The organism is Helcococcus kunzii ATCC 51366 (assembly GCF_000245755.1).
Lineage (GTDB): Bacteria > Bacillota > Clostridia > Tissierellales > Peptoniphilaceae > Helcococcus > Helcococcus kunzii.
This window is the reverse complement of the sequence record NZ_JH601088.1, coordinates 1,202,690-1,228,151: the sequence shown is the minus strand read 5'-3', so window position 1 is coordinate 1,228,151 and position 25,462 is coordinate 1,202,690. Positions and strand designations below refer to the sequence as shown.

Genomic DNA, 25,462 nt, shown 5'->3' with positions numbered 1-25,462 from the left:
AAAAGGATCTTGTATTCTTTTTGAGTATCTACGATCCATCTTCGCAGCGTCGATGTGCGAAAAAGAAATCGTCGAAGAAACAAAATCCGCCACCTATCTAGGCGGGGTCAAAATATAGCTAGGCTAGATATAGAAGAGAAAACAGGAGGAAAAATGAGTACATTTTTAGCAAAACACAACGAAGTTGAGCGTAAATGGTATGTTATTGACGCAACTGATAAAGTGCTTGGTGATGTAGCATCTAAAGTAGCTTCAATCCTAAGAGGAAAAAACAAACCAATTTTTACACCACATGTAGACACAGGTGACTATGTTATCATAGTTAACGCAGAAAAAATCAGAGTAACTGGTAATAAAGCAACTCAAAAAGTTTATAAACATTACACAGGTTATGCTGGTGGTTTAAGAGAAATCCCTTACGAACAAGTTTTAGAAAGACATCCAGAAAGAATTTTAGAACATGCAATTAAAGGTATGTTGCCAAAAAATTCTTTAGGTAGAAATATGTTCAGAAAATTACACGTATACGCAGGACCAGACCACAAACATGAAGGTCAACAACCTGAAGCGTTAGAAATTTAAGGGAGGGATCATGAGCGAACAATTTTACGGTACAGGAAGAAGAAAAACAGCTGTAGCTAGAGTAAGATTATTACCTGGTCAAGGTACATTTTTAATTAATGGTACAGATATCGAAGAATACTTCGGATATGAAACATTAAAAGAATTGGCAAAATCTCCTTTAAAATTAACAGAAAAATTAGATCAATTTGATGTAAATGTTAATGTTAAAGGTGGTGGATTTACTGGCCAAGCTGGTGCAATTAGACACGGAGTTTCAAGAGCTTTATTAGAAGTTGATGAAAACTTAAAACCAGTATTAAAAAGAGCAGGTTTCTTAACAAGAGATTCAAGAAGAAAAGAAAGAAAGAAACCAGGGTTCAAAAAGGCAAGAAAATCTTCACAATTCAGCAAGAGATAAAAACAAGTATATATCAACACTTCAAGCACTTTTTGGTTCACGCCATCAAGTGCTTTTTTGGTACATCAATATTTATGGTTCATCAATTTCATTCGGGGTGAGTTTTCTAGTAGATATTGGTGGACCAATTTTATAAAGTTCATCTTTATAAAGTTCATCGATACCTGTTGGGTAACTTCTATCAGATATTTATGAACCTTTATATATGTATGAAGCACTTCCATCGGTATTGATATCAATTTACTTGGTAAATCTTATATTCAATAATAACCAAGTAAATTTGAAAAATTTTATACTTTGTAAAATACATTTTCTAAAATAACCAAGTAATGAATGAAAATGATAACGGATATAGCAATATAGGAAGAATTAAATAAAGTATAATTAAGGTTCTATGTAGAAGATAATAATTTAAAAATGAAAACTGCCAATATGGCAGTTTTTTTTATGAGTAATTATATAAAATTACAGGTGAGTTAAGTTATATTAATATGCATGATTTATAGTGATAAAAGTTATATTAGCTATTATGGTTATATGAGCAATATAATGTTTATTGGTTTATTATCAAAATTAAGTGATAATAACCTCTTTAAAAATAAGGTAATTACCACTAATTACTACTAAAATGATATAAATATGTAAAAATGTTGAAATTTCAATAAATCAGAAATTATGAATAAAAACATATTGTTTTTTTAAAAATAATTATGTTATTATTAAAAAAAATAATTAAATTATGTGAGAAGATTAATGATATTTAAAAGATACCCATCAACTTTACAACATGAGTAATCGGATTGTGCTGCAGCGCTTATTTCAGGGGCTGTTGTATATTCTGTTAAGTGGGCTATTGAAAATGGTCTAAAATCAGTATTTGTTGGTACGAGCGTCCCGCTTCTTACATAGACTAAAAACGTTTATTTGGCATAAGATGAGGATAAGATGATATTAATAATTACGTTATTATATCTAGTAATAGATTATAAATTTAATATAATTCCAAATGATTATATATTAATATATATATTGTTCTTGGGAATATATAAAGGCTTAATTTCTACAGATATTAAAGAATTATTCAATTTAGAATCTACTAAACAACTATTTATAAAATATGGAGTCAAAAGTACTTTATCTACATTTTTTTCTGTAGTGCTCATAGTAGTATATTATTACGGAAGAAATTTATTTAGTTTAAATGTTTTTGAAATCCTATTAACCATTCTGCTGATTATAATTTTATTTAGGTTTATTTTGTGGGGAGTTGAGAAAGATGGAATAATTAATTAGAAAATTAAACATATGATTAATCAGATAATAATGTTTTAATATGATTAAGAGTCGCTTATTATTTATTAATAGTGGACTCTTAATCATAAAATTAATTTGAAAGAAATTATTTAGTATAAATTCTTATTAGTTGAATTGATTTAGATATAGCTAGTTTCTTTAGGTGAATTTGTAAAATTTTTAGATAGAATGGATAAGAAACAAAAAATGATTAGTATATTTGTGATAATAGAAGTTGTTTTAGTATTTTTAGGACATTACATTATTCATTTACTTTATTATGATGGGATTTTCTCAATATAGTATTTTGGTTAGGAATTATATACAGCCTTCAGAGGATTAAGTATACCGACATGGTCTGTAACAGGTACGATCACTGCTGTAACTTATGCTTTTTTAGCAGCAAGTGGAGGCGCCGTTGCAAGTGGTGGACTAAAAATAGTGCTTGGATCTATGGGATTGAGAAACGCTCTAGCTGCAAGTATTGTCAAGGCTTTAGGTGTAGTAGGAATAAAAATAGGAAATTCATTAGCTGCATCATGGCTACGTACTATAGTAAGTGGAGGAATTTCAGGATTTGCTAGTAGTTTTGCAAATAAGCTAGATAAAAGGGACGGAAAGCAAGATGGATGGATTAAAGTATTCTAATTTAGTCATTGGACTAATTACACTTATTTTAACATATTATATATTAGGGTTATTTAAAAAGAAAAAAGTAATTATTAGTTTTGCGATTATATTAATATTGATTAGTATTACAATACTTTTAGAATTAAATGAAATAGTTCAAATAATAATTGGCTCAATTTTTGGTGCAACATTAATTACTTTATTTGATGACGTAACCCAAAATAATAATAGAGTAAATTAATTCTTGTGATTAATATAAAAAAACAGTTTCATTTGCTATAGATGCCGTATTATTAGCAACACCAATAGGAATATCAAAAGCTCCACTAAAATGGTTAGGTAAAGAAGCTGCAAAAAGCATAGTAAAAAAATATGCTCCTAAAATAGCTGGAGTAGCAAAATGGGCTTTAACAAAGCAATTGGAGGAACAATAAATTTATCTACATCAGTAATGACAAAGCTATTAATTGGCAATGCGGTAAGTTTTTTTAAGTTTAGGAGGGTCCATAGCATTTTTATCTGATTATGCAGATGGAGATTTAAATGGGTGGATTTATTAGGAGATAATATGGATATATTTATTGAGTATAAAAATGTTACAATTTCAAAATATCTTAAAATTACTTCTGATAAAAAAACATATGCTTTTGAAGAACTTAAATCTAAAAATATTATCAATATTGATAAAATAGATAAATTAACCTGATAAAAAAACATATGCTTTTGAAGAACTTAAATCTAAAAATATTATCAATATTGATAAAATAGATAAATTAACTATTGAATTATTGCCATATTATGAAAAAATCTAATAAACAAAATTATTTATTATTTAAATTTTATATTAATATTTTTAACTGGAATAAGTGATGAGAATATATTTGAAGGTATAAAATCTACACAAATAAAATTCATTAATTTAGAAACAGTTGATAAAATAGAAATTAAAATTATAAAAGACATATATATTAGTGAAGGTGTTCAATATATATGTAATGAGTATGTAAAAAAAAAACACTTTATTCCTTTTTTCGTCTTATTCTGCATGCCTATTTTTCTATTACTAGGATATATATTTGTGAATACTTTTTATGTTAAAGATAATTATATTTTGAAGTATACACTTCTAACATTTATCGGTGCATTATTTAGTGTATTTTTTTTAAAAATTTTTAAGTTAATAAAGATTGTCAAATAGATAATTTATCGGTTAGGTATAAATACAATAAAAAAATAGTAATATCTATGTTTAAAATAATTAAAAAAAAATTTCTTCTAAATAAATATTTTAGATATTTTAGAAAATGATTTTGAAATAATAAAATACATGTAAGAAAGTCACCATTTTTATGAAAAATATCATAAAGAATAATACTAACCAAGGAGGAAAAAATGCAATTAGTATTACCAAATAATTATGTTGAGATAGAACAAAATGAGATGATGTATTTAGATGGAGGATGGTCAGTAACAGTAAATAGAAGATCTATTAACCAAGCTTTAGCAAAAGGAATTTTAGCAAAAGGGACTTTAGGATCTTGGGCTGTTGCATCATTAGGTTTTACATTATCGGGTGTATTAGTTGCTGTAGCAGGAACTTTAGCAATAGTATATGCAACCAATACATCTTTTACAATAGGTTTTTAAGTGATAGATATAATAATAGATTTTATATTAAGCTACATAGTTTTTTATGCGATTTTTTTTATTATAATCTTTTTAAGAAGTATAAAATTTGAATTAGGTAATTATTTTATTATTATTGAAATAGTCTTATTAACAATAATAATAAAATATTTTAAAAATAATAATGTTTTAGATTTAGGTACACTATTAATATTTGGGATAAATCAAATAATAATTGTAGCAACTTATTTAATCTTAAATCAAGAGAAAAAAAATCAGCTTATATATAAAATTTTACAAAAAAAACCATACAATAATTTTTGGATTTCAAATATTGGAGATACAACAGAATTTGAAAAAAAAGAAATAGAGACATTTATTAAGCTAGTTAGAGAAAAGATTCAAATTAATCATAGGAAAAATATAGGATTTTTTGTTTATGATGATGAAAACCATATAGTTGAATACAGCTTAATTATATTAAATAATTATGAAATAAAAGATATAGATTTAATTGAAGTTGATGTTGAAGAAAACTGTTATTCTAGAGGTTATGTAGGTAAATTTAAGAAAAAAATTATGCCTATTTACAATTAATATAATAAGTAAGGAAAAAACGAAATTAATATATCCACAAAATTATGTATAGAAAGCACTAACAGCTATATTTTTCTGACATTTACTGCAAAAACATCTTCATTAGCAGGTAATCCTATTGTAATAGGTGTTTCTGTAGAACTATCTAGTATATTTTTATGGGCTTTGTGGAATAATAGGTTATTCTATTAATGAGAAATAAAATTAAGATAATTATTTTTTCTATAGATTTTTTAAAGTCAGGATTTGTACATTATATTAATACTATAAAAGAAGGTGTTAATGTACAATTAAATCAAACATTAGCTGAAATTTCTGAGCTTGAAAAAAATACTTATTATGTTGAATCTTATATAAACATATCAGATATTTCAAAAATTAGAGAAAAGCAGGATGTTGATGTAGCCATTATAGGAGAAAATGCTTATAGATATGGGACATTAAAAGGGAAGATTTTTAGTATAGAAAAAGGCGTATTTACTTCACAAACTCCTGAATGAAACAATATTTTTTATAAAGCTATTATTGAAATAGAAGAAAAAGAATTAAAAAAAGATGGAGAGGTTATTCCTTTAGTTCTATCGATGCCTGTAGAAGCAAGAATAATTTATGATAAAGAAACCTATCTAGACTATATATTAGAAAAGCTGAGTTTTAAGTAGAATTAATAAGTGTATATTATTTTGGTAAGCAAATTGATTTATTTTTCTACAGTATACATTCCTAAAATTGACATTTTAAATTTTTTATTATATGATTAAATTAACAAATAAATACTTTCTATTTTATAGAATTTTATCTGAGCAAGCGGTGGAAATTTTCCATGCAGCCCGGCTATAGTAAATATAGCAGCAGAAGCGTAATTAACAACGCACTGTGAGACAGTACTACTGTCTTATGGTGCGTTTTTTTATTAGGGAAAGCTTGTTAATGGGGCAGGGTATACCAGACTAATGAAATTTTTGTTACTTAGAATTTATTTATTAGTTACAAATATATTTACAAAATAACATTTATTTAAGGGAGGATAAATATGTTAAATTATTTGGTTCGAGAGAAGAAAGGGCGAGCGTTACTTGTAGGTACATTTTTGATGATAATGGGCTTTATTTTAGAAGGTAGTAATGAACTTCTTTCCAAAATTGTATTTGTATCATCAATGTTTGTACTCGGATTTTATATTACTATTGATGCTGTAAAGAGTACTATAAGCGAGAAAAAACTAAATGTTGATTTGTTGATGTTACTTGCAGCGATTGGAGCTGTTTTAATAGATTATTATTCTGAAGGGGCAATGCTTTTATTCATTTTTGCCGCATCTGGAGTTTTGGAGAGTTTCGTTTCCAGCAAATCTAGTAACGCAATTAGTGAGCTTTTGAAACATGTACCGGATGTTGCTAAATTAATAAAAGAAGATGGTAGCATTGTTGAAGTAAAAACTGATGAATTAAAAATTGATGATAAGATTTCTGTAAGTAAAGGTGATCAAATACCTATTGATGGATATGCAGAATCAGAAGTTTTAGTAAATGAAGCGTCATTGACTGGGGAATCCATTCCTGTGAAAAAAGATGCAGGAGAGGAAGTTTTTGCTGGTACTATTAACGAAGGAAATTCATTTACTTTAAGAGTAAGTAAGCTTAAAAAAGATACAGTATTCTCTGGAATAATTAAAATGGTTGAAGAGGCGCAATCAAAACCATCTAGAAAAGAACAAATAATTGATAAGATTGAATCTGTATATGTTGTGGTTGTATTGATAGCAGTTCCGTTATTCATTTTTGCTCTTCAATGGATTGCAAAGATGAGTTTTCAAGATGCATTCTATAGAGGAATGGTACTTCTTACAGTAGCAAGTCCATGTGCTTTAGTTGCTTCAGCTACACCAGCGACATTAAGTGCTATAAGTAATAGTGCAAAACATGGTGTTTTATTTAGAAAAGCAAAATCTATAGAGAGTTTACAAAAATTAGATTTACTATTGACCGACAAAACAGGTACTTTAACAACAGGAGATTTTGAAATAGAAGAATATTTTGCTGACGAAGATATATTGAAAAAAGTAGTGTACATAGAGCAAAATTCAAATCATCCGATTGCCAAGAGCATAGTAAATAAATTTAAGGATATTGATCTAAGTGGTATAGACACAAATGTGGAAATTGAGGAAATGGCAGGATCTGGTCTTAAAATGGGAGATATCAGAATCGGTAAAGCTTCAGATTTTATAGAATATAGCGATCCTAATAATTTCCTTTCAAAAAAAGAAAGTGGTAGAACTTTATCTATCGTCGCTAAAGGAAATGAAGTTGTTGGTTATTTCATTTTCTCAGATAAGATAAGAGAAGAAGCGCACCCAGCAGTTAAAAGTTTACAAAATCATAATGTAGACGTAGAAATGCTTACAGGTGATGGGGAAGCTGTTGCAAATTATGTCGCTGAAAAACTAGAAATACCAAAATATAAAGCGAATTGTTTCCCAGAGGATAAGTTAAAATATTTAGAAGAAAAGAATAAAGAATACAATATGATTGCGATGATTGGCGATGGTATAAATGATGCACCAGCATTAGCAAGAGCAGATATTGGTATTGCAATGGGAAGTGGTAGTTCAATTGCTATGGAATCATCTGATATGGTAATTGTAAAAAATGATATAAATAAGATTTCTCATAGTTACAATTTAAGTAAAAAGTTACAATCAATTGTAATGCAAAATATTATTTTTTCCATAAGTGTGATCATAATTTTAATAATATTAAATATTTTAGGAAAATTAGATTTACCTTCAGGTGTTGTATTTCACGAAGGTTCAACCATCTTGGTTATAATGAATGGTCTAAGATTATTGAACTTTAAAGACGAATAAACAGTAAAATGAATAAAATATAATTGTTAACAATTTGTAACTTTGTAACTTTTTTGTCACTATTTTGTTGATTTTTCTTTACGATTTGTATATGATATTAAGTATCGAAACGGAGGAAAAAATGAACAAAAAACATATTAGACTAGGAAGTTTAGTTACTTTATCAGCTGCTTTGGTTTTTGGACCAATAGCAAACGTAGACGCAGCTAGTCAGTATAAATTAGATAACAACGTTAAGATTTATATGAATGCAGATAACGCTAAAAGAGGAGTATCTTCTTTAGGAACTTATTCAGCAGGAAATTACTATATATATAAAAAATTCAATGGAATGATCAATGTATCTAGAGTTGCAGGTCAACCTGGAGCATGGATAAATCCAAACCAAGCGAAAACAAATAGTAAAACAACTACAGTTTCAGCTCCAAAAGCTGGATCATACACATTAAAATCAACAGCTAAAGGATATAGCAATGCAGCAGATGCTAGAAATAAAGTTAATCAAAAAACAACTTTATCAAAAGGCACATACTATATCTACAAAACATACAATGGTATGTTAAATCTGACTAGAACAAAAGGCACACCAGGATCATGGGTAAACCCAAATACTGTAAGTGCAGCAAAAGTATCAAATACAACAAAAAATAATACAACTTCAACAAAAAGTACAAAACCAGCATCAGGTACTTATTCATTAAAATACACAGTAAATGGATATACAAATGCAGCATTAGCAAAAGCTAATTCTGGAAGTAATTCAACAGTATCAGCAGGTACATACTATATTTATAAATCATACAATGGTATGTTAAACTTATCAAAGAAAAAAGGTGTACCAGGATCATGGATAAACCCAAATGCTAAATCAGTGGTTAAATCAAAAGTTTCATCTGGTTCAAGCACAATAATTAGAGATATTACTAATGGTTCACCATTGATTTATTCTCTAAGACAATTACAATTTAATGGTATTGTTAACTGGAGTGGTTATAAATTCACTTACTATTCACAAAGAGTTTTACCTGGTAGAGGACTAAGAATTCCTGGAAGACACGTTAACTCAGCTGGATATGTTGCAGACAAAGATGGATACATTGTATTAGCAAACAGTGCTCCTAAGGGAACAGTTATAAATACACCATTTGGATTCAAAGGTAAAGTTTATGACAGAGGAACTTACGGAAATCACTTTGACGTATATACAAGATAATTAAATAGTTAATTAGTAAAGAAGGCGGAAGCCTTCTTTTTTTATGGTTTCCCTAATATCAGTTGAGTTAGACTTAGCCAATGCTATTAAAAAGAAATAATAAATATGGATATTTATTTTGCACTTATTAAAAGATTGTTATATACTATGATTAAGTGTATTATTTAAATTTTGTGGGGATATAAAATGAAAAGAAAAGATTATATTAAAAAAGGTGGATTAATAATATTTTCTGCTTCATATTTATTGTCTAATGTTGGTGTAGCATTAGCTAAAGATTATCAATTGAATAATAGTGTGCAAGTATATAAAGAAGCACAAGAAGCAAAAAATAGAGCAAAGACTAATAAAACATTACCAAAAGGGATGTATCATATTTATAAAAAACATGATGGTATGTTAAATATTACCAAAGTTGAGGGAGAAGCTGGTGGATGGATAAATCCAGTAGACAATATTTCTTTGTCTAAATCTACTGATAAACAAGATGATTCTAATTTGTATGTGTTGGAAAATGCTGTACAAGCGTTTATGGATTCTGATGATGCAAAATCAGGTAAAAATCCTATAACTGTATATGAATCAGGTGAATACTATGTTTACAAATCTTATAATGGTATGTTAAACATTACTAAGGTAGAAGGACAAGCTGGCGGATGGATAAATCCTTCTAAAAATATGGTTTCTGATGATTTGGAAACACAAGATAAATTTATATTGTCCGAAGATACAAAAGGATATATGGATTCTTTTGATGCTAAGGATGAAAAAAATAGAATTATGAATGTGTCTAAGGGAAATTATTTTATTTATAAGAAATATAATGGTATGTTAAATATTACTAAAGATGAATCCATTGCTGGAGTGTGGATAAATCCAAATAATTTAAATAATCGAATTGAAAATTCTACAAAACTTACAAATGATAATAAGCGTGAGATTTTAACTTATAGACTTAAAACTGATACAAAAGGATATGTAAATTCTATAGATGCTAAAGAAAAAGTGAATTCTATAAGAAATGTAGAAAAAGGTAATTATTATATCTTCAAATCATATAACAGCATGTTAAATATTACAAAAGAAGCTTATGAAGCAGGTATCTGGATTAACCCTTCTGATAATTTTAACTATACACAAAAGCAACAAATGACAAAAAATGAAAGTAGTATTAAAGAAGATTTATCATTTAACAAAGCGGTAGATAAGTTTATCGACAATGAAATTTCAGAAGATGATCTTGAAAAACTTGATTATAATAAGGAAGAAATTACAAAATCTGCAATAGATAAAATCGCAAAATCTTCAAAATTAGATCTTGTTAAAGTCAAAGTAGCTGAAATGGAAACAGTTAAAGAAAAAGAAACTGAAGAAGATATAAAAGAAAATACTACAGTAAAAGAAGTTCCTAAAGAAACAATTAAGGAGACAGAAACAGAAACTTCTGAAGAGATTGATAAAGAACCAAATACTAGAGAAGAGACTATAGAAGAAGTTAAAGAAAAAGAAACTTCTGATGAAACTGTTAAAGAAACTGAAAAAGAAGATGATTCTGAAAATGAAGATTCTATTTTTAGTAAAACTTTTGAGTTAAAAGAAAAAGCAAATGGGTATTTATCAATTGATGATGCAATATCAACACAAAATAGTATAAATGTTTTATCTGAAGGTGTTTATTTCATTTACCAAGAAGATAATTCAATGATAAATATCACAACAATTAAAGGAAAACCAGGACTTTGGATTAATCCTCAAAAATTATTTGTTGAATCAAAATCTGACGAAAAGATAAAAGAGGGAGAATCTTATCAATTAATAGAAGAGGTTGATGGATATAATAGAGCAACTGATGCGATAAATGAGCAAAATGTTGCAACTAAACTTGCTCCGGGTGATTATTTTATTTATAAAGTGGAGTCAGGAGTGATAAATCTTTCAAAAGATTCAAGTCAACCAGGTATCTGGGTTAACTTAAATTAATTAAATAAACTAAATTGGGTGATAAATTATCACCCAATTTTTATCAAAGGAGAGTTTATGGAAGTTTTAATTATTGGTGGAATAGCGGCAGGAGCTTCAGTGGCTGCAAAGGCCAAACGTACAAATCCAGAAGCAAATGTGACTATTATAGAAAAAGAAGATTATGTGTCTTTTGGAGCTTGCGGGCTACCATATTATATTGGAGAAAAGTTTACTGATAGCAATCAAATGTTTGCTAGGTCTGTTGAAAAGACAAAAGAAAGTGGGATAAATCTACTTCTAAAACATGAAGTTGTAGCAGTGGATTTTGATAATAAAGTATTAAAAATTAAAAATTTAGAAAAGAATGAACAACTTGAAAAACGATACGATAAGCTAGCTATTTGTACAGGAGCTACGCCAATTATCATAGGTGAAGGTGCTGATTCTGAAAATGTATTTACAGTTACCAAGCTATATGAAGTGGAAAAATTAAAACAATATTTAGATAAAAGTGAAGAGATAGTAATAATTGGAAGTGGATTTATTGGGCTTGAGGTAGCTGATCAAATTGTAGAATTAGGTAAAAAAGTTAAAATCATTCAAAAAGAATCCTATCCTATGAATAAAGTATTTGATAAAGAATTCTCAGAACTTATCACTATGGCTTTAGAGGAAAAAGGTGTGGAATTTATGCTGGAACATTCTTACGAAAGATTTGAAACTGAGAATGGTATCGCAACTAAAGTCATTACTGATAAAGGTGAGTTTGAATGCGACATGGCTATAATCGCTATTGGATTTAGACCAAATACAGCATTCCTAAAGGATACAGAAATAGAGATGCTTCAAAATGGTGCGATAATTTCTGATAAATATGGCAAGACAAATATTGAAGATGTATATGCTTTAGGTGATTGTGCATCTGTGTATAATCCACAAATGGATAACTTCTATTCTCCTCTTGCAACATATGCAAATAAGATGGGACGTTTAGTAGGAGAAAATATTGTTTCAGAAGAACAAAAACCATTCATCGGAGCTTTTGGATCAGGTTCATTAATGGTAGGAGATTATGGTGTTGCAATAACTGGTATATCAGAGGAAACTGCAAAGAGCTTAAACTTAAACTATTCCAGTTCATATGTAATAGCTAAAAACCATACATCATATTATCCAGGACAAAGTGACATTCATGTAAAATTAGTATATGATAAAGATACAAGAAAAATATTAGGTGGGCAAATTTTCGGAAAATCTGGAGCTGTCGAAAGACTATCCGCCTTATCAGTAGCAGTTTATAAGGGACTAACTGTTGATGAACTTGGATTTGTCGATTTTGCATATTCACCACCATATGCACCAACATGGGATGTGTTAAATATCGCAGGAAATGCATCAAAATAGGAGAAAAAATGTCAAAAGAAATTATTAAAGATTTATTAAATTACTTAGATGATTCTGTTTCAATGTACCATTCAGCAAAATTTGCAGCGGATAAATTTAACAATGCAGGTTTTGAAGAATTACATTTAACAGAAAAATGGAAATTAGAAAAAAATGGAAAATATTATCTAGTTGTTAACAATTCAACAGTGATAGCTTTTGTAATTGGTGAAAATGAAAAGAGTGGATTTAGAATTGTTGGAGCTCATACAGATTCACCTGGATTTAAGATAAAATCTAATCCTTTAATAAAAAAAGAAGGATATTTACAATTAAATACTGAAGTATATGGAGGACCATTACTGCATACATGGTTTGATAGACCATTATCCATAGCTGGGAGAGTATTTCTAAAAGGTGAATCTGCACATAAACCAAATGTTGAACTATTAAATATTGATAGAGATTTACTTACAATACCTTCATTAGCAATTCATATGCAATCACAAGATGAAAGAGGAAAATTACCAAATCCTCAAAAAGAAACATTGCCAATTATCGGATTGGGTGAAGATTTCGACTTAGATAATTTAATTGCCGAAGAATTAAACGTTAAAAAAGAAAACATATTAAGTCATGATTTATTCCTATATAATAGAGAAAAATCATATACATTTGGATTAAATAATGAATTTTTCCAATCAGGGAAAATAGACAATTTAGGAATGGTACACGCTGGATTACAAGCACTTCTAGATGCAAGCTCTTCAGAAAATACTCAAATATTTGTAGCATTTGATAATGAAGAAATTGGTTCATCTACTTTACAAGGTGCTGCAAGTGCAATGTTTAGAGATGTATTGAAAAAAATATCATTTGCGTTAGGAAATGATGAAGTAGATTTTATCAATCAAATTTACGATTCATATATGATTTCTGCAGATCAAGCACATGCCATTCATCCAAACTACACAGCTAAGGCAGATCCAACAAATCAACCAAGATTAAATAAAGGACCAGTTATAAAAGACTCTGCAAGAAAGTCATATGCAACAGATTCATTTGGTAGAGCGGTATTGATAGATATCGCAAATCAACATAATATACCGCTGCAAATGTTCCACAATAGATCAGATTTAAGAGGTGGTTCAACAATAGGAGCGATTATTGAAACAAACACTGGTATAAGAAATATTGACATCGGAAATCCGATGCTTGCAATGCATTCTTCCAGAGAAATGGCTGGTGTAAAAGACCAAGAATATATGATAGATTTAATGAGAGAATTTTTTGAATCAAAATAAAAGGAGATTATATGATACCAACACCACATATTGGCGCGACAAGTAAAGACCAAATAGCAAATACAGTTTTAATGCCGGGAGATCCAAAAAGAGCAAAATTTATTGCTGATAATTTTTTAGAAAATGTAGAACAATTCACAGATGTAAGAGGAATGCTTGGCTTTACAGGCACATATAAAGGCAAAAGAGTTTCAGTAATGGGTTCTGGAATGGGAATACCTTCTGCAATGATTTATTATCATGAATTATTTGCTTTCTATGATGTAAAAACAATCATTAGAGTTGGTACAGCTGGTGGATTGCAACCACATCTAAAGGTTAGAGATGTAATTGTTGCAACTGCAGCAAATACAGCTTCATCAGTTGTAAAAGGAAAATTTGGTGAAATTCAATTTTCTCCAACACCTACATTTGAACTTTTATTAAAAACACACGAAAAAGCAGAAGAACTTGGAATTAAAGCTCACTTCGGACCAGTTTTCTCTTCTGATGAATTTTATAGAAAATGGACAAATGGAGAAATTGACAATCTAATCAAATACAATACATTAGGAGTAGAAATGGAAGCTGCTGGACTATTTATGTCAGCACTTGAAAATGGAAAACAAGCATTATGTATTTGTACAGTCTCAGATAATGCTGAAGAAGAAGAATCAGCAGAAACAAGAGAAAAAGCATATACAGATATGATGAAATTAGCGTTGGAAGTAGCGCCAAAGTAATTTTTATATATTTCGCTGCTGCGGTTCGTGCTCCGCACGAAATTCCTCGCGACGCGAAAATATAAAAATTATCATTGTAGATATAGCGCAGGATATGATAAGTCTATGAGATATAATTCTTCATGGAAAATATAGTACATTCCTCGCTGCAAAAGTTTTATAAAAATTATCAAAATGTTTTGTTAGCAAAGAAAATGAAGGACCAGTGGTTGCTGGTTCTTTTTAATTTATATAATCTGTAGAATATAAAATTAATTTAGAAGTAAATAGAAATATAGTTAAAAAATGTAAATTTTAAAGAGACAATGGCCAAGTGGCTTAAATTACGCCCTGCGCATTTCTCGCTGCAAAAGTTTTATAAAAATTATCAAAATATTTTGTTAGCAAGGAAAATGAAGGACCAGTGGTTGCTGGTTCTTTTTGATTTATATAATCTGTAGAATATAAAATTAATTTGGAAGTAATTAGAAATATAGTTAAAAAATGTAAATTTTAAAGAAACAATGGCCAAGTGGATTAAGTTACGCCTTGCGCATTCCTCGCTGCAAAAGTTTTATAAAAATTATCAAAATGTTTTGTTAGCAAGGAAAATGAAGGACCAGTGGTTGCTGGTTCTTTTTAATTTATTAGTCGCTAGGGGAAAAGAATGATTATGACCCTAGCGTTTTAGATATTCCAAAATTCACTAGGGCAGAAAAAAAGACTATAACCCTAGTGAATTTGATATTTCTCAATTTGCTAGGGTCAAAAAAGCGTCTGTAACCCTAGTGAATTCGATATTTTTCATTTTGCTAGGGTTAAAAATCCAAAATTTACCCTAGCAATTTTGATATTTCTGAAACTGCTAGGGTTTAAACGTAAAAATTGCCCCTAGCAATTTTGATATTTCTCAAACTGCTAGGGTTTAAACGTCAAAATTGACCCTAGCAATTTTGATATTTCTCAATCTGCTAGGGTGTAAGCGTCAAAATTGCCCCTAGCTATTTTGTTTTTTCTCAATTTGCTAGGGTGTAAGCATCAAAATTGATCATTGCAGTTTCTATATTTTCAACCCTGCAGGGAAGATTTTGCAAGGAGTTAAACAAAATTTATTCCTCTATGTGTATACTTTTTTGTTTTTAGACAGAGAAAAACAGTAAACTTTTTCTATTTACTGTTTTCTAACAAATATTATTTTAGTTATCTATTCTACTTTTCTTAAATATAAGTTATAAATCCATGATATAATACCACTTATCAAAATAATTCCAATTATAACTTTAATGTCAAGTTCACTTTCCATTTTAAAAGGTATTATAAAAATTTAATAAATGGGTATGATTATAAGGAATATTAATATTTAACAAAAGTGAGGTATATTATGAAAAAAGCAATGATTATTTACAATCCAACATCTGGCAATGAATCCGGTGAGGATTATGCAAATAAATTAAGGGAAAGATTGATAGATTATTATGAAAATGTTGAAATGAAGGAAACTAAGAAAGAAAAAGATGCTACAAACTTTGCAATTGAAGCATGTGAGAAATCTTTTGATTCAGTATTTTCTATTGGGGGAGATGGAACGGTAAATGAAATAGTAAATGGATTAGTTAAGTCTGATACCAAAGATAAGCCAATTTTAGGGGTTATACCAGGCGGCACTTTTAACGGCTTAGCAAGGGTGTTAAAAATTCCTCAAAATGTATATACCGCAATAGATGAACTTGATTTTTCAAAATATGAAGTATTAGATGTTGCATCTACAAATGGTGATATTTTTACATTAAATTTCAATATTGGAGATATTCCTGAATCATTACAGAGCGTTTCTATTGAAGATAAAACAAATTTTGCTGTTTTATCTTATGTAGTAAATGCAATAAAGCAAAGTACAAAAAATACCCATCATAATCTTAGAATTACATTGGATGATGATAGAGTATTGGAAGGAAAATTTAGTCACCTAGTTGTAACAACAAGTTCTACTTTGGATGAATTTGATTTCGTGGAAGAAGACGTTAAACGAACAGATGGTAATTTGCATCTATTATTATTTAAGGATAGCAACTTTATATCCAAATTATCTTTGATAGGAGATATGATAAAAGGAGATGTAGACAACAATGAAGAGATAGATTATATGAAGGCGAAAAAAATTAAAATAGAAACATTAGATGATGAAAAAGTAAAAACAGGAGTAGACGGGGACATATCACATAACTTACCTGTGGAGCTAGAGATAATAGAAAAAGCGATAAAGGTATATACTTTAAAATAAAGATTATATAACATAAAAAATAAGTCGATGCAACGATGAATGTGCAGGGTTTTGCCCGATTCATCAGCAGTTCGACTTATTTTTTTATAATAATATTATTCCATTTTCTTCGCATTCATCCATAACTTCTTGTGGCCAAATGGATACTTGTACTTCGCCTATATGGGCTTTTTGTAAGAAAAACATGCATAAGCGTGATTGTCCGATACCGCCACCGATTGTTAGCGGAAGTTCGTTGTTTAATAGTTTTTTGTGATAATCTTGATGAACTCTATCTAGTGAATTTGATTTTGTTAATTGTTCCATTAATATTTCTGGTGTTACACGAATACCCATGCTTGATAATTCTAGTGCATCATCTAAGATTGGATTCCATACGATTAAGTCGCCGTTTAATTTCCAATCATCATAGTCGGGAGATCTATCTCCATGGCGTGTACCAGATTTAAGAGTGTCACCAATTTGCATTACAAATATTGCGCCTTTTTCTTTTGCGTATGCTTTTTCTCTTTCTTCTGGGGAAAGATTTGGATACATATCTTCAAGTTCTTGTGATTTAATAAATGAAATTCTTTCTGGTAACAATTTTTTATAGTCATTAATTTTTATTCTTAAATGTTCTTCTAGATGCAACAATGCTTCATAAATAGTATTTACTGTTTCTTTTAGATAGTCTTCTGTTCTATCCTTTTCTAAAATTACTCTTTCCCAATCCCATTGATCCACATAAATAGAATGGGTATTATCAAATTCTTCAAAAGCACGGATGGCATTCATATCGGCATAAATACCTTTATATGTAGGTATTTTATATCTTCCCAATGCAAATCTCTTCCATTTAGCAAGAGAATGCACAATTTCAACATTTGCTTCTGAATTATTTTCTTTAACTTTAAACGAAACAGGTTTTTCCACACCGGATAAATTATCATTTATACCAGTTGTAGTTCTGACAAACATAGGTGCAGAAACTCTCAATAAATCTAAACTTCTGGCTAAAGTATATTGAAATACTTCTTTTATCTCCTTAATAAAATATTGCGTTTGCGCTAAATCAAGGCTAGATTGATAGCCTTTTGGTATATATAATTTACTCATAATTTTTAACTCCATTCTGTTTATATATTCTAACACAAATATGGTATTTTTAAAATGAATTTTTTTAAAATACTTTTTTAATATTTTTTAACTTATAATCAATATTTGTCTTAAAAACATAAAAATTTATTGTAAAACAATAAAAAATATGCTAATATAGAAAATGCTATGAGGAGGAAATAATGGACAACAAAGAGAAAATTAATATTTGGGGAGATGTTGTCTCCATAAAAGATCTATTATTGAGCATATTTATTACACTTGTTACAACTATGGGACTGTATTTTTACGCGAAAGCATTTCAACCATCATATGTGTTATTTTTTGGTTTAGGTGGTGCTGTTATTGGGTTTATTATTAGCTCATTTATTTTTTCACCAAAACGAGTAGTGGAGGCTGAATAATGGACTTTAATATTATTTTACAAATAGTTTTAGCAATTATTGCTTCAATTGTTATATATACAATTATAGGATTTATACCAGGTACGGATGAAACCTCTGTTTTAGCTCCTATAACTTTGGTATTGGCATTATCAGGAGCACATCCTGCTGCTGTATTAGGATTTTTTATCGCTGCTATTATTACTTTATCCCTAACAAATGCCATTCCAACAGCTTTAGTAGGATTACCTGGTGGAGTTATGTCATCGCCAATGATGGAGCATAGTCTTTATCTTAAAGACAAAGGATTATCTGCTGTGGTTATAAAGAAAATGGCGGTAGGGTCACTAATTGGTATAGTTGTTGCATTGCCAACTACATTAATCATTGCAAAATTGATTGCACCATATGGAGAAATGTTAAAACAATATTCCTCGATATTATTCGTATTTGGAGCAATATTTTTATCCTTATTAAGTAAAGCAAAAATATTATCATTAGTGAGTATCATTCCATTATCAATATTGTTTATGGGATTAAGACATTTGTACTGGGGAATGGGTATCGTTCCACAAGAGAAAAATGTATCTATTTCATTTTTCTTAGGGATTACAATTGGTCCACTTATAATATCACTATTAGGTTTACTTAATAAAGACGAAAAAGCAAAAATGATAACAGATAAATTCAAAAATATTAGCATTCCAAAGATAGAAGATGAAAGTCTAAATCCACTTAAAATTGTTACAAAAGAGCAAATAAAAAAATCTGCAATAGCATCATTTATTTCTACATTTTTATTTGTTTTATCACCAGTGGGATTGACAATATTGTTCGGAGAAAGTTTTGGAAAAGGTGCAAGGGATAAAACTGAAAAAGCCTACACTACAATAACGGTTATGTCATCAGTTATACAGGCTACTTATATTTCAGGTATACTTATACCACTTATTGCTCTAGGCATACCACTTTCACCAGCGTCCATTGGACCAGGGATAGCTTTATTTGAAGCAGATCCTGTATTTACAAATAGCCACAATATTCACCATATACTTTCATTTGGAGAAATCTTGGTGCCGGTTATCATGGCAGCAGCCATTGCTGGTGTGTTATCATATATTTTGACAAATAAGTTTGCTTCAGTTATTACAAGATTTGTTTTAGAAAAAATCCCACATGAAGCAATTTTGGCACTATTCATAGCATTTATAGTACTTTTATCATATATCGATGCTGGTATAGTAAATGTATTTGGTGTTATATTAATAGGAATCGTAAGCGGGTATCTAAATAAACAAGGAGTAAATTATGGAGTTCAATTTATGTCTCTATATGCTGCACCTTGGATAATAAGTCAATTAGTAGGTTAGTATGAAAGAAAATGTATTATCAACAACATATGGGAAAATTATTTTAATTGGAGAACATTCAGTTGTTTATGGAAAGCCAGCTATTGCCATTCCATTTAATGGTACAAAGCTTGAAGTAAAAATTGAAAAATCAGATGAAAATAAAATTGTATGTAAATTCTATGATGGTTTGCTTTCCAATACTTCAGAAGATTTGGATGGTATAAAAAAACTAGTTGAAGAATTTCTAGATAAATACAAAATAGAAGAAAAAATAAAAATATATATTGATTCCAACATTCCTAATGAAAGAGGAATGGGGTCTAGTGCTGCCGCATCTTTGGGTGTGGCTAGAGCGCTATTTAAATACTTTGACATTGAATATAATAATGATAAAATTAGTGAATGGGCTAATATTTCAGAAAAAATTATTCACGGAAATCCAAGCGGTTTAGATATTAATACTGTATTACATAATCAAAGTATCTATTTTATAAAAGATAAGACACTTGAACCTTTTCCTATCAATTTGGATGCGTATTTAATTATAGTTGATTCGGGTAAAAAGGGAAAAACAAAAGAATCCGTTAAGGATGTCCATGATCTGTTGGAAAAAGATAAAACATATCATAGATATATAGGCAATTTAGGAGTTTTAACTAATAAAGCGCGTGATGCAATGAATAATAATGATGTTGAAGAGTTGGGAGAAATATTAAATAGAGCTCAAGATAATTTAAGGAAATTAACAGTTTCTGATGAATCAATCGAAGAATTAGTCAATATAGCTTTAGAAAATGGAGCATTAGGGTCTAAGCTAACCGGTGGTGGAAGAGGCGGTTGCGTTATTGCGCTAGCTAAAAATGAACAAATAGCTAAAAAGATTGAAACAGCATATAAAGAAATTGGTAAAGATGTTTGGATATCTAAATTAAAAAGATAATTAGAAAATAGGAGAAATATGAAAAAATTTAGGGCTAAGGCGCATTCAAATATTGCTTTAATTAAATATTGGGGTAAGGAAAATGAAGAATTTATTATCCCAAAAAATAGTTCATTGTCATTAACTCTTGATGCTCTTTATACAGAAACAGAGGTATCATTTATTGAAGATGAAAATGATGGTGATATTTTCTATTTGGATGGTGAATTGCAAGACGAAGGACAACATAAAAAGCTATCAAAATACATAGATATTTTTCGAGAATTATCAGGCGTAAAAAAATCTGTACTTGTTAATTCATATAATCATGTACCAACTGCAGCGGGACTTGCATCATCAGCGTCAGGGTTTGCTGCTTTAGCAATGGCATTAAACAAATTATTTAATCTAAATTATTCAAATGAAGAGATTACAAAACTTGCTAGAAGAGGTTCCGGGTCTGCTTCAAGAAGTATATTTGGTGGTTTTGTCGAATGGGTTAAGGGAGATAAACATGAAAACTCCTATGCAAGAAAAATTGATGATGCTCAATGGGATATTGCTATGATTATCCTAGTGTTAAAAAATGAAAAGAAAGAAATTTCAAGCAGAGTTGCAATGAAACAAACCATTGAAACTTCACCGCTATATAATGCTCATGTTGAAAGTTGTGAGGAAGATTTAGAAAATATCAAACAGGCTATAAAAAATCGAGATTTTATCACTCTAGGTAAAATTGCCGAACATAATGCTATGAAAATGCATGCTACTATGCTATCTTCTAACCCCCCTATAATATATTTTAAAGAAGATAGCATAAGAGCAATTGAAAAAGTAAAATCTATGCGTGCCAAGGGGCATGAGATTTATTACACAATGGATGCAGGCCCAAATGTTAAAATTTTATGTAGGAAATCAGAAATACAATGTATTGTTGAAGAATTAAAAAAAGAATTTGATGAAAGTAAAATTATTATTTCAGATATTGGTGGCGATGCTACTGTAAAGGAGATAGAATGATAGAGGTTAAAGTTCCCGGTAAATTATATATTGCAGGAGAATATGCAGTAGTAAATCCTGGCAATAAAGCGGTATTAATATCGGTAGACAAATTCATCACAATTAAATTAAAAAAATCCAAACATAAGGGATCGGTAAAATCATATTCAAATATTAGAATGATTTGGTCAAGACAGGACGATCAAATTGTTGTAGATCAGAAAGATGATAGATTTGAATATATTTTTTCTGCTATGGACATTGCGGAAAAATACATTTTACAAAAAGGATATAGTTTAGATTTCTACGATATAGAGGTGACCAGTGATTTAGAATCCCAAGATGGTATAAAATATGGACTTGGTTCAAGTGCTGCAATTGTTGTTGCAGTTATAAAATCAATTTTAGAATATTATAAAGTAGAATATAGCAAGATGGATCTGTTCAAATTATCTGCTATAGCAAGCATAAAATTAAATCCAAACGGTTCATGTGGTGATATTGCATCTGCTGTTTACAATGGTTTAATTAAATATACTTCATTTGATAGAGAAAAAATATTAAAGAGATTAAAGACCGAGACATTAAAAGATATAGTTGAAAGTGATTGGGATAGTTTAGAGATTGAAAATATTTCTCTTAATAATGAATATGATTTTATTATAGGTTGGACAAAATCTCCAGCTTCTAGTATAAATCTGGTTAACAAAGCAAAAAACAATATAAGTAAAAATATCAAATTCTATAAAGATTTTCTACATGAAAGTAATAAATGTGTAGATGAATTTGTAAAGGGATATATAAAATCAAGTTTTGAAACTGTAAAACATTCACTTGAAAAAAACAGAGAATTGTTAAGACAATATGCTGAAAACTACAATGTATTAATCGAAAGAGATAATTTATTTGATTTAGTCGAAATAGCGAAAAAATTTGGACTTGCATCAAAGACTTCGGGCGCAGGTGGGGGAGATTGTGGTATAGCAATTTCCTATAAAGGTTTTGATGTTAAATCGCTTGAAAAAGAATGGAAAGAAAACAAAATTACAAAATTGGATTTAAGCATACATGAGGGGTAAATTATGAATATTGATATTAATAGAAAAGATGAACACCTAAATTTAGCTTTGGAATTTCAAAAGATCAAAAGACAATCTGATTTTGATAATATGGATTTTATTCATGATGTATTTCCTAATATTGATATGAAAGATGTTGATATTTCAACGAGTATTGCAGGTTTTAAACTAGATCATCCATTTCATATGAATGGGATGACCGGAGGATCTGAATTAACTAAATCATATAATGAGAAATTTGCTATTTTAGCTAGAGAGACAAATACTTTTATGGCGGTTGGATCACTTTCTGTGGCGTTAAAAGATAAGTCCACACATGATAGTTTTAAAATTGCTAGAAAGCAAAACCCTCATGGGATAATATTTGCCAATTTAGGGGCTGATAAAACTCTTGAAGATGCAAAGAAAGCGTGTGAGATTATTGGTGCAGATGGTATACAAATTCATGTCAATGCTGCACAAGAAATAATAATGACTGAAGGTGAGAGAGAATTTTCTAAATGGTTGGACAATATTTCCGATATAGTTGATAATTTAGGACTTCCAGTTATCATCAAAGAAGTAGGATTTGGGATGTCTAGAAATGCAATAAGGCAGTTAAAAGAAGTTGGAGCAAAGACTGTTGATATTTCCGGTAAAGGTGGTACAAGCTTTGCTATGATAGAAAATTCAAGAAGAGATGAAGATGACAAGCTAAGTTTCTTAAATGATTATGGAAATTCAACTGTCGTTTCTTTATTAGAATCACAACAATATATGGACGATATCGAAATTATTTCTTCAAGCGGTATAAGAAATAGCTATGATATTGTTAAATCTCTTTCCTTAGGAGCAAAATCAGTTGCCATGGCAGGAAGATTTTTGAAATTAGTGAACGATTTACCTATGGAAGAGGCTATTGATAAGGTAAATAATTGGAAAAGCCAAATAAAGTCAATTATGACCTTATTAGGAGCAAAAAACTTAGATGAACTAAGAAAAGTAGACATTATAGTTAAAAATGAAGTAAAAAATTGGTGTGAAATAAGAAATATCGATTATAAAAAATTAGCGAATAGAAGAAATATATAAATAAACGGGGTGGTGTAAAAGCTACCTCTTTTTTGTGTGGTAACTAATGGATATGCAGGGTAGGTAACTTTTTAAAAAATAGAGGGAAACTTCAGTATAGAATCTCTAATTGCTAGATAAAGCTGTCACTTTGAAAACAGCATCAGTATAAATCAAGAATCTCATAAAAAAGCTGAGGATTTTCGTTAAAAGTTCAGTATAGAATAAGATGTTGCTAAATAAAGTTGTCACTTTGAATAAAAACATCAGTATAAATCAAGAATCTTAGAAAAAAGCTGAGGTTTTCCGCTAAAAACTTAGTACAGAACGACATTTTATTGATTTAAGCTGACAATACAAAATTTCATTCAGTATAAAATTAAATTTAGATATAAAGGCTGAAAAACTTCATCATAAAAGGTTAAAAATATTTCATCAATAGTCAATGGAAGTTTTTCAATATAAAAAAATCTGCTAGAGAAATTCTCTAACAGATTTTTTCTTTTATTATCTTGTATAAACATCGTAGTGGTTACCGTAAGTACCTCTGTCGTAGATTTTACCCATATAACCAAATGGTGTTGATACTACAGATCCAAGAGGACCATCATTTGCTAAAACGATATAACCATCGCTGTCAGCAACAAAGCCACCAGCGTTGATATGTCTACCAGGGATTCTTAATCCGCCTCCAGGTAGTACGCTTTGAGAATAATAAGTAAATCTCTTTCCACCCCAATTTATAACACCTTGGAATCTTAAATCTCTAAGTGAATAAATTGAAGAAGAACTTGCAACTACGGCTTTTCTTTTTGTACCATTTTCTACAATTTTATTAACAGGTTCTGAAATAACTTTTTCGCTAACTAATTCTTTTTTATCGCCTTCAACTTTATAAATATATCTTTTTAATCCTTCGTGTCCTTTTTGTACAGTTGAACTTTCCCCAACATACATAGAAGAATTGTCTTTTTCGATAACGTCAAAATATAAGCTTTCATTAACTACTTGTTTTGAACCGATTAAACTAACTTGATTTACTGGTTTTTTAGTAATTTTTGTATCTTTTACTTTATCTGATACAACTTTTCCGTTAACTGTAACTTTTTCATGTGAATGTTCTTTTTCACCATTTACACCTTTAACAGATACTTTATTTGTACCAACATTTAGATTGAAATCATATTTTTGAGTTTTCTTAAAAGCAATTTTTTCTTTTGTTTTATAATTTTCAATAACTACATTATTATATGTAATATGTGTGTTATCATTTAATTTTGTTTCTGAAGAAGGGGATACAACATCATCTTCATCAGGGTTAACGTCATTTTCTTTTAAGAATTCAGAAACATTATTAGTATATGTAGATACTGATAATTCTTTTCCTTCGTTACTAAAAATAATATTTTTCTTTGTGTTAAAATCTAATTCTAAATTATTTACTACTTTATCTTCTAATTTTAAGTTTTCTATTTTCACATCAGATACTTTGTATCCTTGCTCATTTAATAGCTCTTCTACTGTTTTAGCGGAAGTTTCGATTTGTTTTTTTTCGCCATTTATAGTCATTTTAACAGTTTTTGGTAAAGATGCTATTACATAGCCACCAACTGATACGACTGAAACAAGAACCAAAGTACTTGCTAATACTTTAATATTCTTTTTTATAAAATTCATATTTCCTCCGTTTCGAACTCCTTTATATTATAATTACTGTAACTTATTGTCAAGTTTTTTGTAA

Annotated in this window: 24 protein-coding genes and 1 riboswitch; of the genes, 22 read left to right on the top strand and 2 right to left on the bottom strand. The window is 29.3% G+C overall.

All coding sequences use genetic code 11. The annotated features are described in order from the left end of the window. The first annotated feature begins 153 nt into the window (after window positions 1–153). The 16 genes from rplM to HMPREF9709_RS05460 all read left to right on the top strand — a co-directional run bounded on the left by rplM (window position 154) and on the right by HMPREF9709_RS05460 (window position 16,841). Window positions 154–582: a 50S ribosomal protein L13 gene (gene rplM / locus HMPREF9709_RS05530; protein ID WP_005398591.1), complete on the top strand. Its 429-nt coding sequence runs from the start codon at window positions 154–156 to the stop codon at window positions 580–582. A 10-nt stretch (window positions 583–592) separates the two neighbouring features. Then, window positions 593–982 carry a 30S ribosomal protein S9 gene (gene rpsI / locus HMPREF9709_RS05525; protein ID WP_005398590.1) on the top strand — a complete coding sequence of 130 codons (390 nt, stop codon included), beginning with the start codon at window positions 593–595 and terminating at the stop codon, window positions 980–982. 945 nt (window positions 983–1,927) lie between these two features. Continuing rightward, window positions 1,928–2,275 (top strand): hypothetical protein, encoded by a 348-nt coding sequence (locus HMPREF9709_RS10065; protein WP_005398589.1) that lies wholly within the window; start codon window positions 1,928–1,930, stop codon window positions 2,273–2,275. 441 nt (window positions 2,276–2,716) lie between these two features. Further along, window positions 2,717–2,923 carry a hypothetical protein gene (locus HMPREF9709_RS05515; protein WP_005398588.1) on the top strand — a complete coding sequence of 69 codons (207 nt, stop codon included), beginning with the start codon at window positions 2,717–2,719 and terminating at the stop codon, window positions 2,921–2,923. Then, entirely contained in the window at window positions 2,901–3,146 is a 246-nt protein-coding gene (locus HMPREF9709_RS05510; RefSeq protein WP_005398587.1) for a hypothetical protein, read from the top strand. The genes HMPREF9709_RS05515 and HMPREF9709_RS05510 overlap by 23 nt, the downstream gene beginning before the upstream one ends. 327 nt (window positions 3,147–3,473) lie before the next feature. Then, window positions 3,474–3,611: a hypothetical protein gene (locus tag HMPREF9709_RS09930; RefSeq protein WP_005398585.1), complete on the top strand. Its 138-nt coding sequence runs from the start codon at window positions 3,474–3,476 to the stop codon at window positions 3,609–3,611. A gap of 686 nt (window positions 3,612–4,297) precedes the next feature. Further along, window positions 4,298–4,552, top strand: a complete 255-nt coding sequence (locus tag HMPREF9709_RS05505) for a hypothetical protein (protein ID WP_005398584.1) — start codon at window positions 4,298–4,300, stop codon at window positions 4,550–4,552. Continuing rightward, a complete protein-coding gene (locus HMPREF9709_RS05500; protein ID WP_005398582.1) occupies window positions 4,553–5,128 on the top strand; it encodes a hypothetical protein in 576 nt (191 codons plus the stop codon). A gap of 191 nt (window positions 5,129–5,319) precedes the next feature. Beyond that, window positions 5,320–5,628 (top strand): HlyD family secretion protein, encoded by a 309-nt coding sequence (locus tag HMPREF9709_RS05495; protein ID WP_005398581.1) that lies wholly within the window; start codon window positions 5,320–5,322, stop codon window positions 5,626–5,628. A 289-nt stretch (window positions 5,629–5,917) separates the two neighbouring features. Next, window positions 5,918–6,015: riboswitch (NiCo riboswitch) on the top strand. 146 nt (window positions 6,016–6,161) lie between these two features. Then, a complete protein-coding gene (locus HMPREF9709_RS05490; protein ID WP_005398580.1) occupies window positions 6,162–7,997 on the top strand; it encodes a heavy metal translocating P-type ATPase in 1,836 nt (611 codons plus the stop codon). Between the two features lie 121 nt (window positions 7,998–8,118). After that, a complete protein-coding gene (locus HMPREF9709_RS09610; RefSeq protein ID WP_005398579.1) occupies window positions 8,119–9,210 on the top strand; it encodes a hypothetical protein in 1,092 nt (363 codons plus the stop codon). A 186-nt stretch (window positions 9,211–9,396) separates the two neighbouring features. Beyond that, a complete protein-coding gene (locus HMPREF9709_RS09925; RefSeq protein WP_005398578.1) occupies window positions 9,397–11,190 on the top strand; it encodes a hypothetical protein in 1,794 nt (597 codons plus the stop codon). A 57-nt stretch (window positions 11,191–11,247) separates the two neighbouring features. Further along, window positions 11,248–12,576, top strand: a complete 1,329-nt coding sequence (locus tag HMPREF9709_RS05475; RefSeq protein WP_005398576.1) for a CoA-disulfide reductase — start codon at window positions 11,248–11,250, stop codon at window positions 12,574–12,576. Window positions 12,577–12,584: 8 nt separating this feature from the next. Next, complete coding sequence (locus HMPREF9709_RS05470) at window positions 12,585–13,859, top strand: M18 family aminopeptidase (RefSeq protein WP_005398575.1); 1,275 nt, start codon at window positions 12,585–12,587, stop codon at window positions 13,857–13,859. Between the two features lie 11 nt (window positions 13,860–13,870). Continuing rightward, the gene (deoD, locus tag HMPREF9709_RS05465) at window positions 13,871–14,581 is read left to right on the top strand and encodes a purine-nucleoside phosphorylase (RefSeq protein WP_005398574.1); all 711 of its coding nucleotides are present in this window, start codon (window positions 13,871–13,873) and stop codon (window positions 14,579–14,581) included. Between the two features lie 1,360 nt (window positions 14,582–15,941). Next, complete coding sequence (locus tag HMPREF9709_RS05460) at window positions 15,942–16,841, top strand: diacylglycerol/lipid kinase family protein (RefSeq protein WP_005398573.1); 900 nt, start codon at window positions 15,942–15,944, stop codon at window positions 16,839–16,841. Between the two features lie 84 nt (window positions 16,842–16,925). On the opposite strand, the gene asnA is transcribed toward HMPREF9709_RS05460, so the two are convergent. Next, window positions 16,926–17,939 carry an aspartate--ammonia ligase gene (gene asnA / locus HMPREF9709_RS05455; protein ID WP_005398572.1) on the bottom strand — a complete coding sequence of 338 codons (1,014 nt, stop codon included), beginning with the start codon at window positions 17,937–17,939 and terminating at the stop codon, window positions 16,926–16,928. Between the two features lie 182 nt (window positions 17,940–18,121). Here asnA and HMPREF9709_RS05450 point away from each other — a divergent pair, with 182 nt between their 5' ends. The 6 genes from HMPREF9709_RS05450 to fni are packed head-to-tail and all read left to right on the top strand — an operon-like array spanning window position 18,122 to window position 23,742. Continuing rightward, window positions 18,122–18,343: a hypothetical protein gene (locus tag HMPREF9709_RS05450; RefSeq protein WP_005398571.1), complete on the top strand. Its 222-nt coding sequence runs from the start codon at window positions 18,122–18,124 to the stop codon at window positions 18,341–18,343. Then, window positions 18,343–19,692 carry a tripartite tricarboxylate transporter permease gene (locus HMPREF9709_RS05445; protein WP_005398570.1) on the top strand — a complete coding sequence of 450 codons (1,350 nt, stop codon included), beginning with the start codon at window positions 18,343–18,345 and terminating at the stop codon, window positions 19,690–19,692. Before HMPREF9709_RS05450 ends, HMPREF9709_RS05445 begins: the two co-directional genes overlap by 1 nt. 1 nt (window position 19,693) lies before the next feature. After that, a complete protein-coding gene (gene mvk, locus HMPREF9709_RS05440; protein ID WP_005398568.1) occupies window positions 19,694–20,614 on the top strand; it encodes a mevalonate kinase in 921 nt (306 codons plus the stop codon). 18 nt (window positions 20,615–20,632) lie between these two features. Next, window positions 20,633–21,613: a diphosphomevalonate decarboxylase gene (gene mvaD, locus HMPREF9709_RS05435; protein ID WP_005398566.1), complete on the top strand. Its 981-nt coding sequence runs from the start codon at window positions 20,633–20,635 to the stop codon at window positions 21,611–21,613. Continuing rightward, the gene (locus tag HMPREF9709_RS05430; RefSeq protein ID WP_005398565.1) at window positions 21,610–22,671 is read left to right on the top strand and encodes a phosphomevalonate kinase; all 1,062 of its coding nucleotides are present in this window, start codon (window positions 21,610–21,612) and stop codon (window positions 22,669–22,671) included. The genes mvaD and HMPREF9709_RS05430 overlap by 4 nt, the downstream gene beginning before the upstream one ends. 3 nt (window positions 22,672–22,674) lie before the next feature. Next, entirely contained in the window at window positions 22,675–23,742 is a 1,068-nt protein-coding gene (fni, locus tag HMPREF9709_RS05425; RefSeq protein ID WP_005398563.1) for a type 2 isopentenyl-diphosphate Delta-isomerase, read from the top strand. Window positions 23,743–24,228: 486 nt separating this feature from the next. Here fni and HMPREF9709_RS05420 read toward each other — a convergent pair whose 3' ends face one another. After that, complete coding sequence (locus tag HMPREF9709_RS05420; protein WP_005398562.1) at window positions 24,229–25,398, bottom strand: G5 domain-containing protein; 1,170 nt, start codon at window positions 25,396–25,398, stop codon at window positions 24,229–24,231. Window positions 25,399–25,462 lie beyond the last annotated feature (64 nt).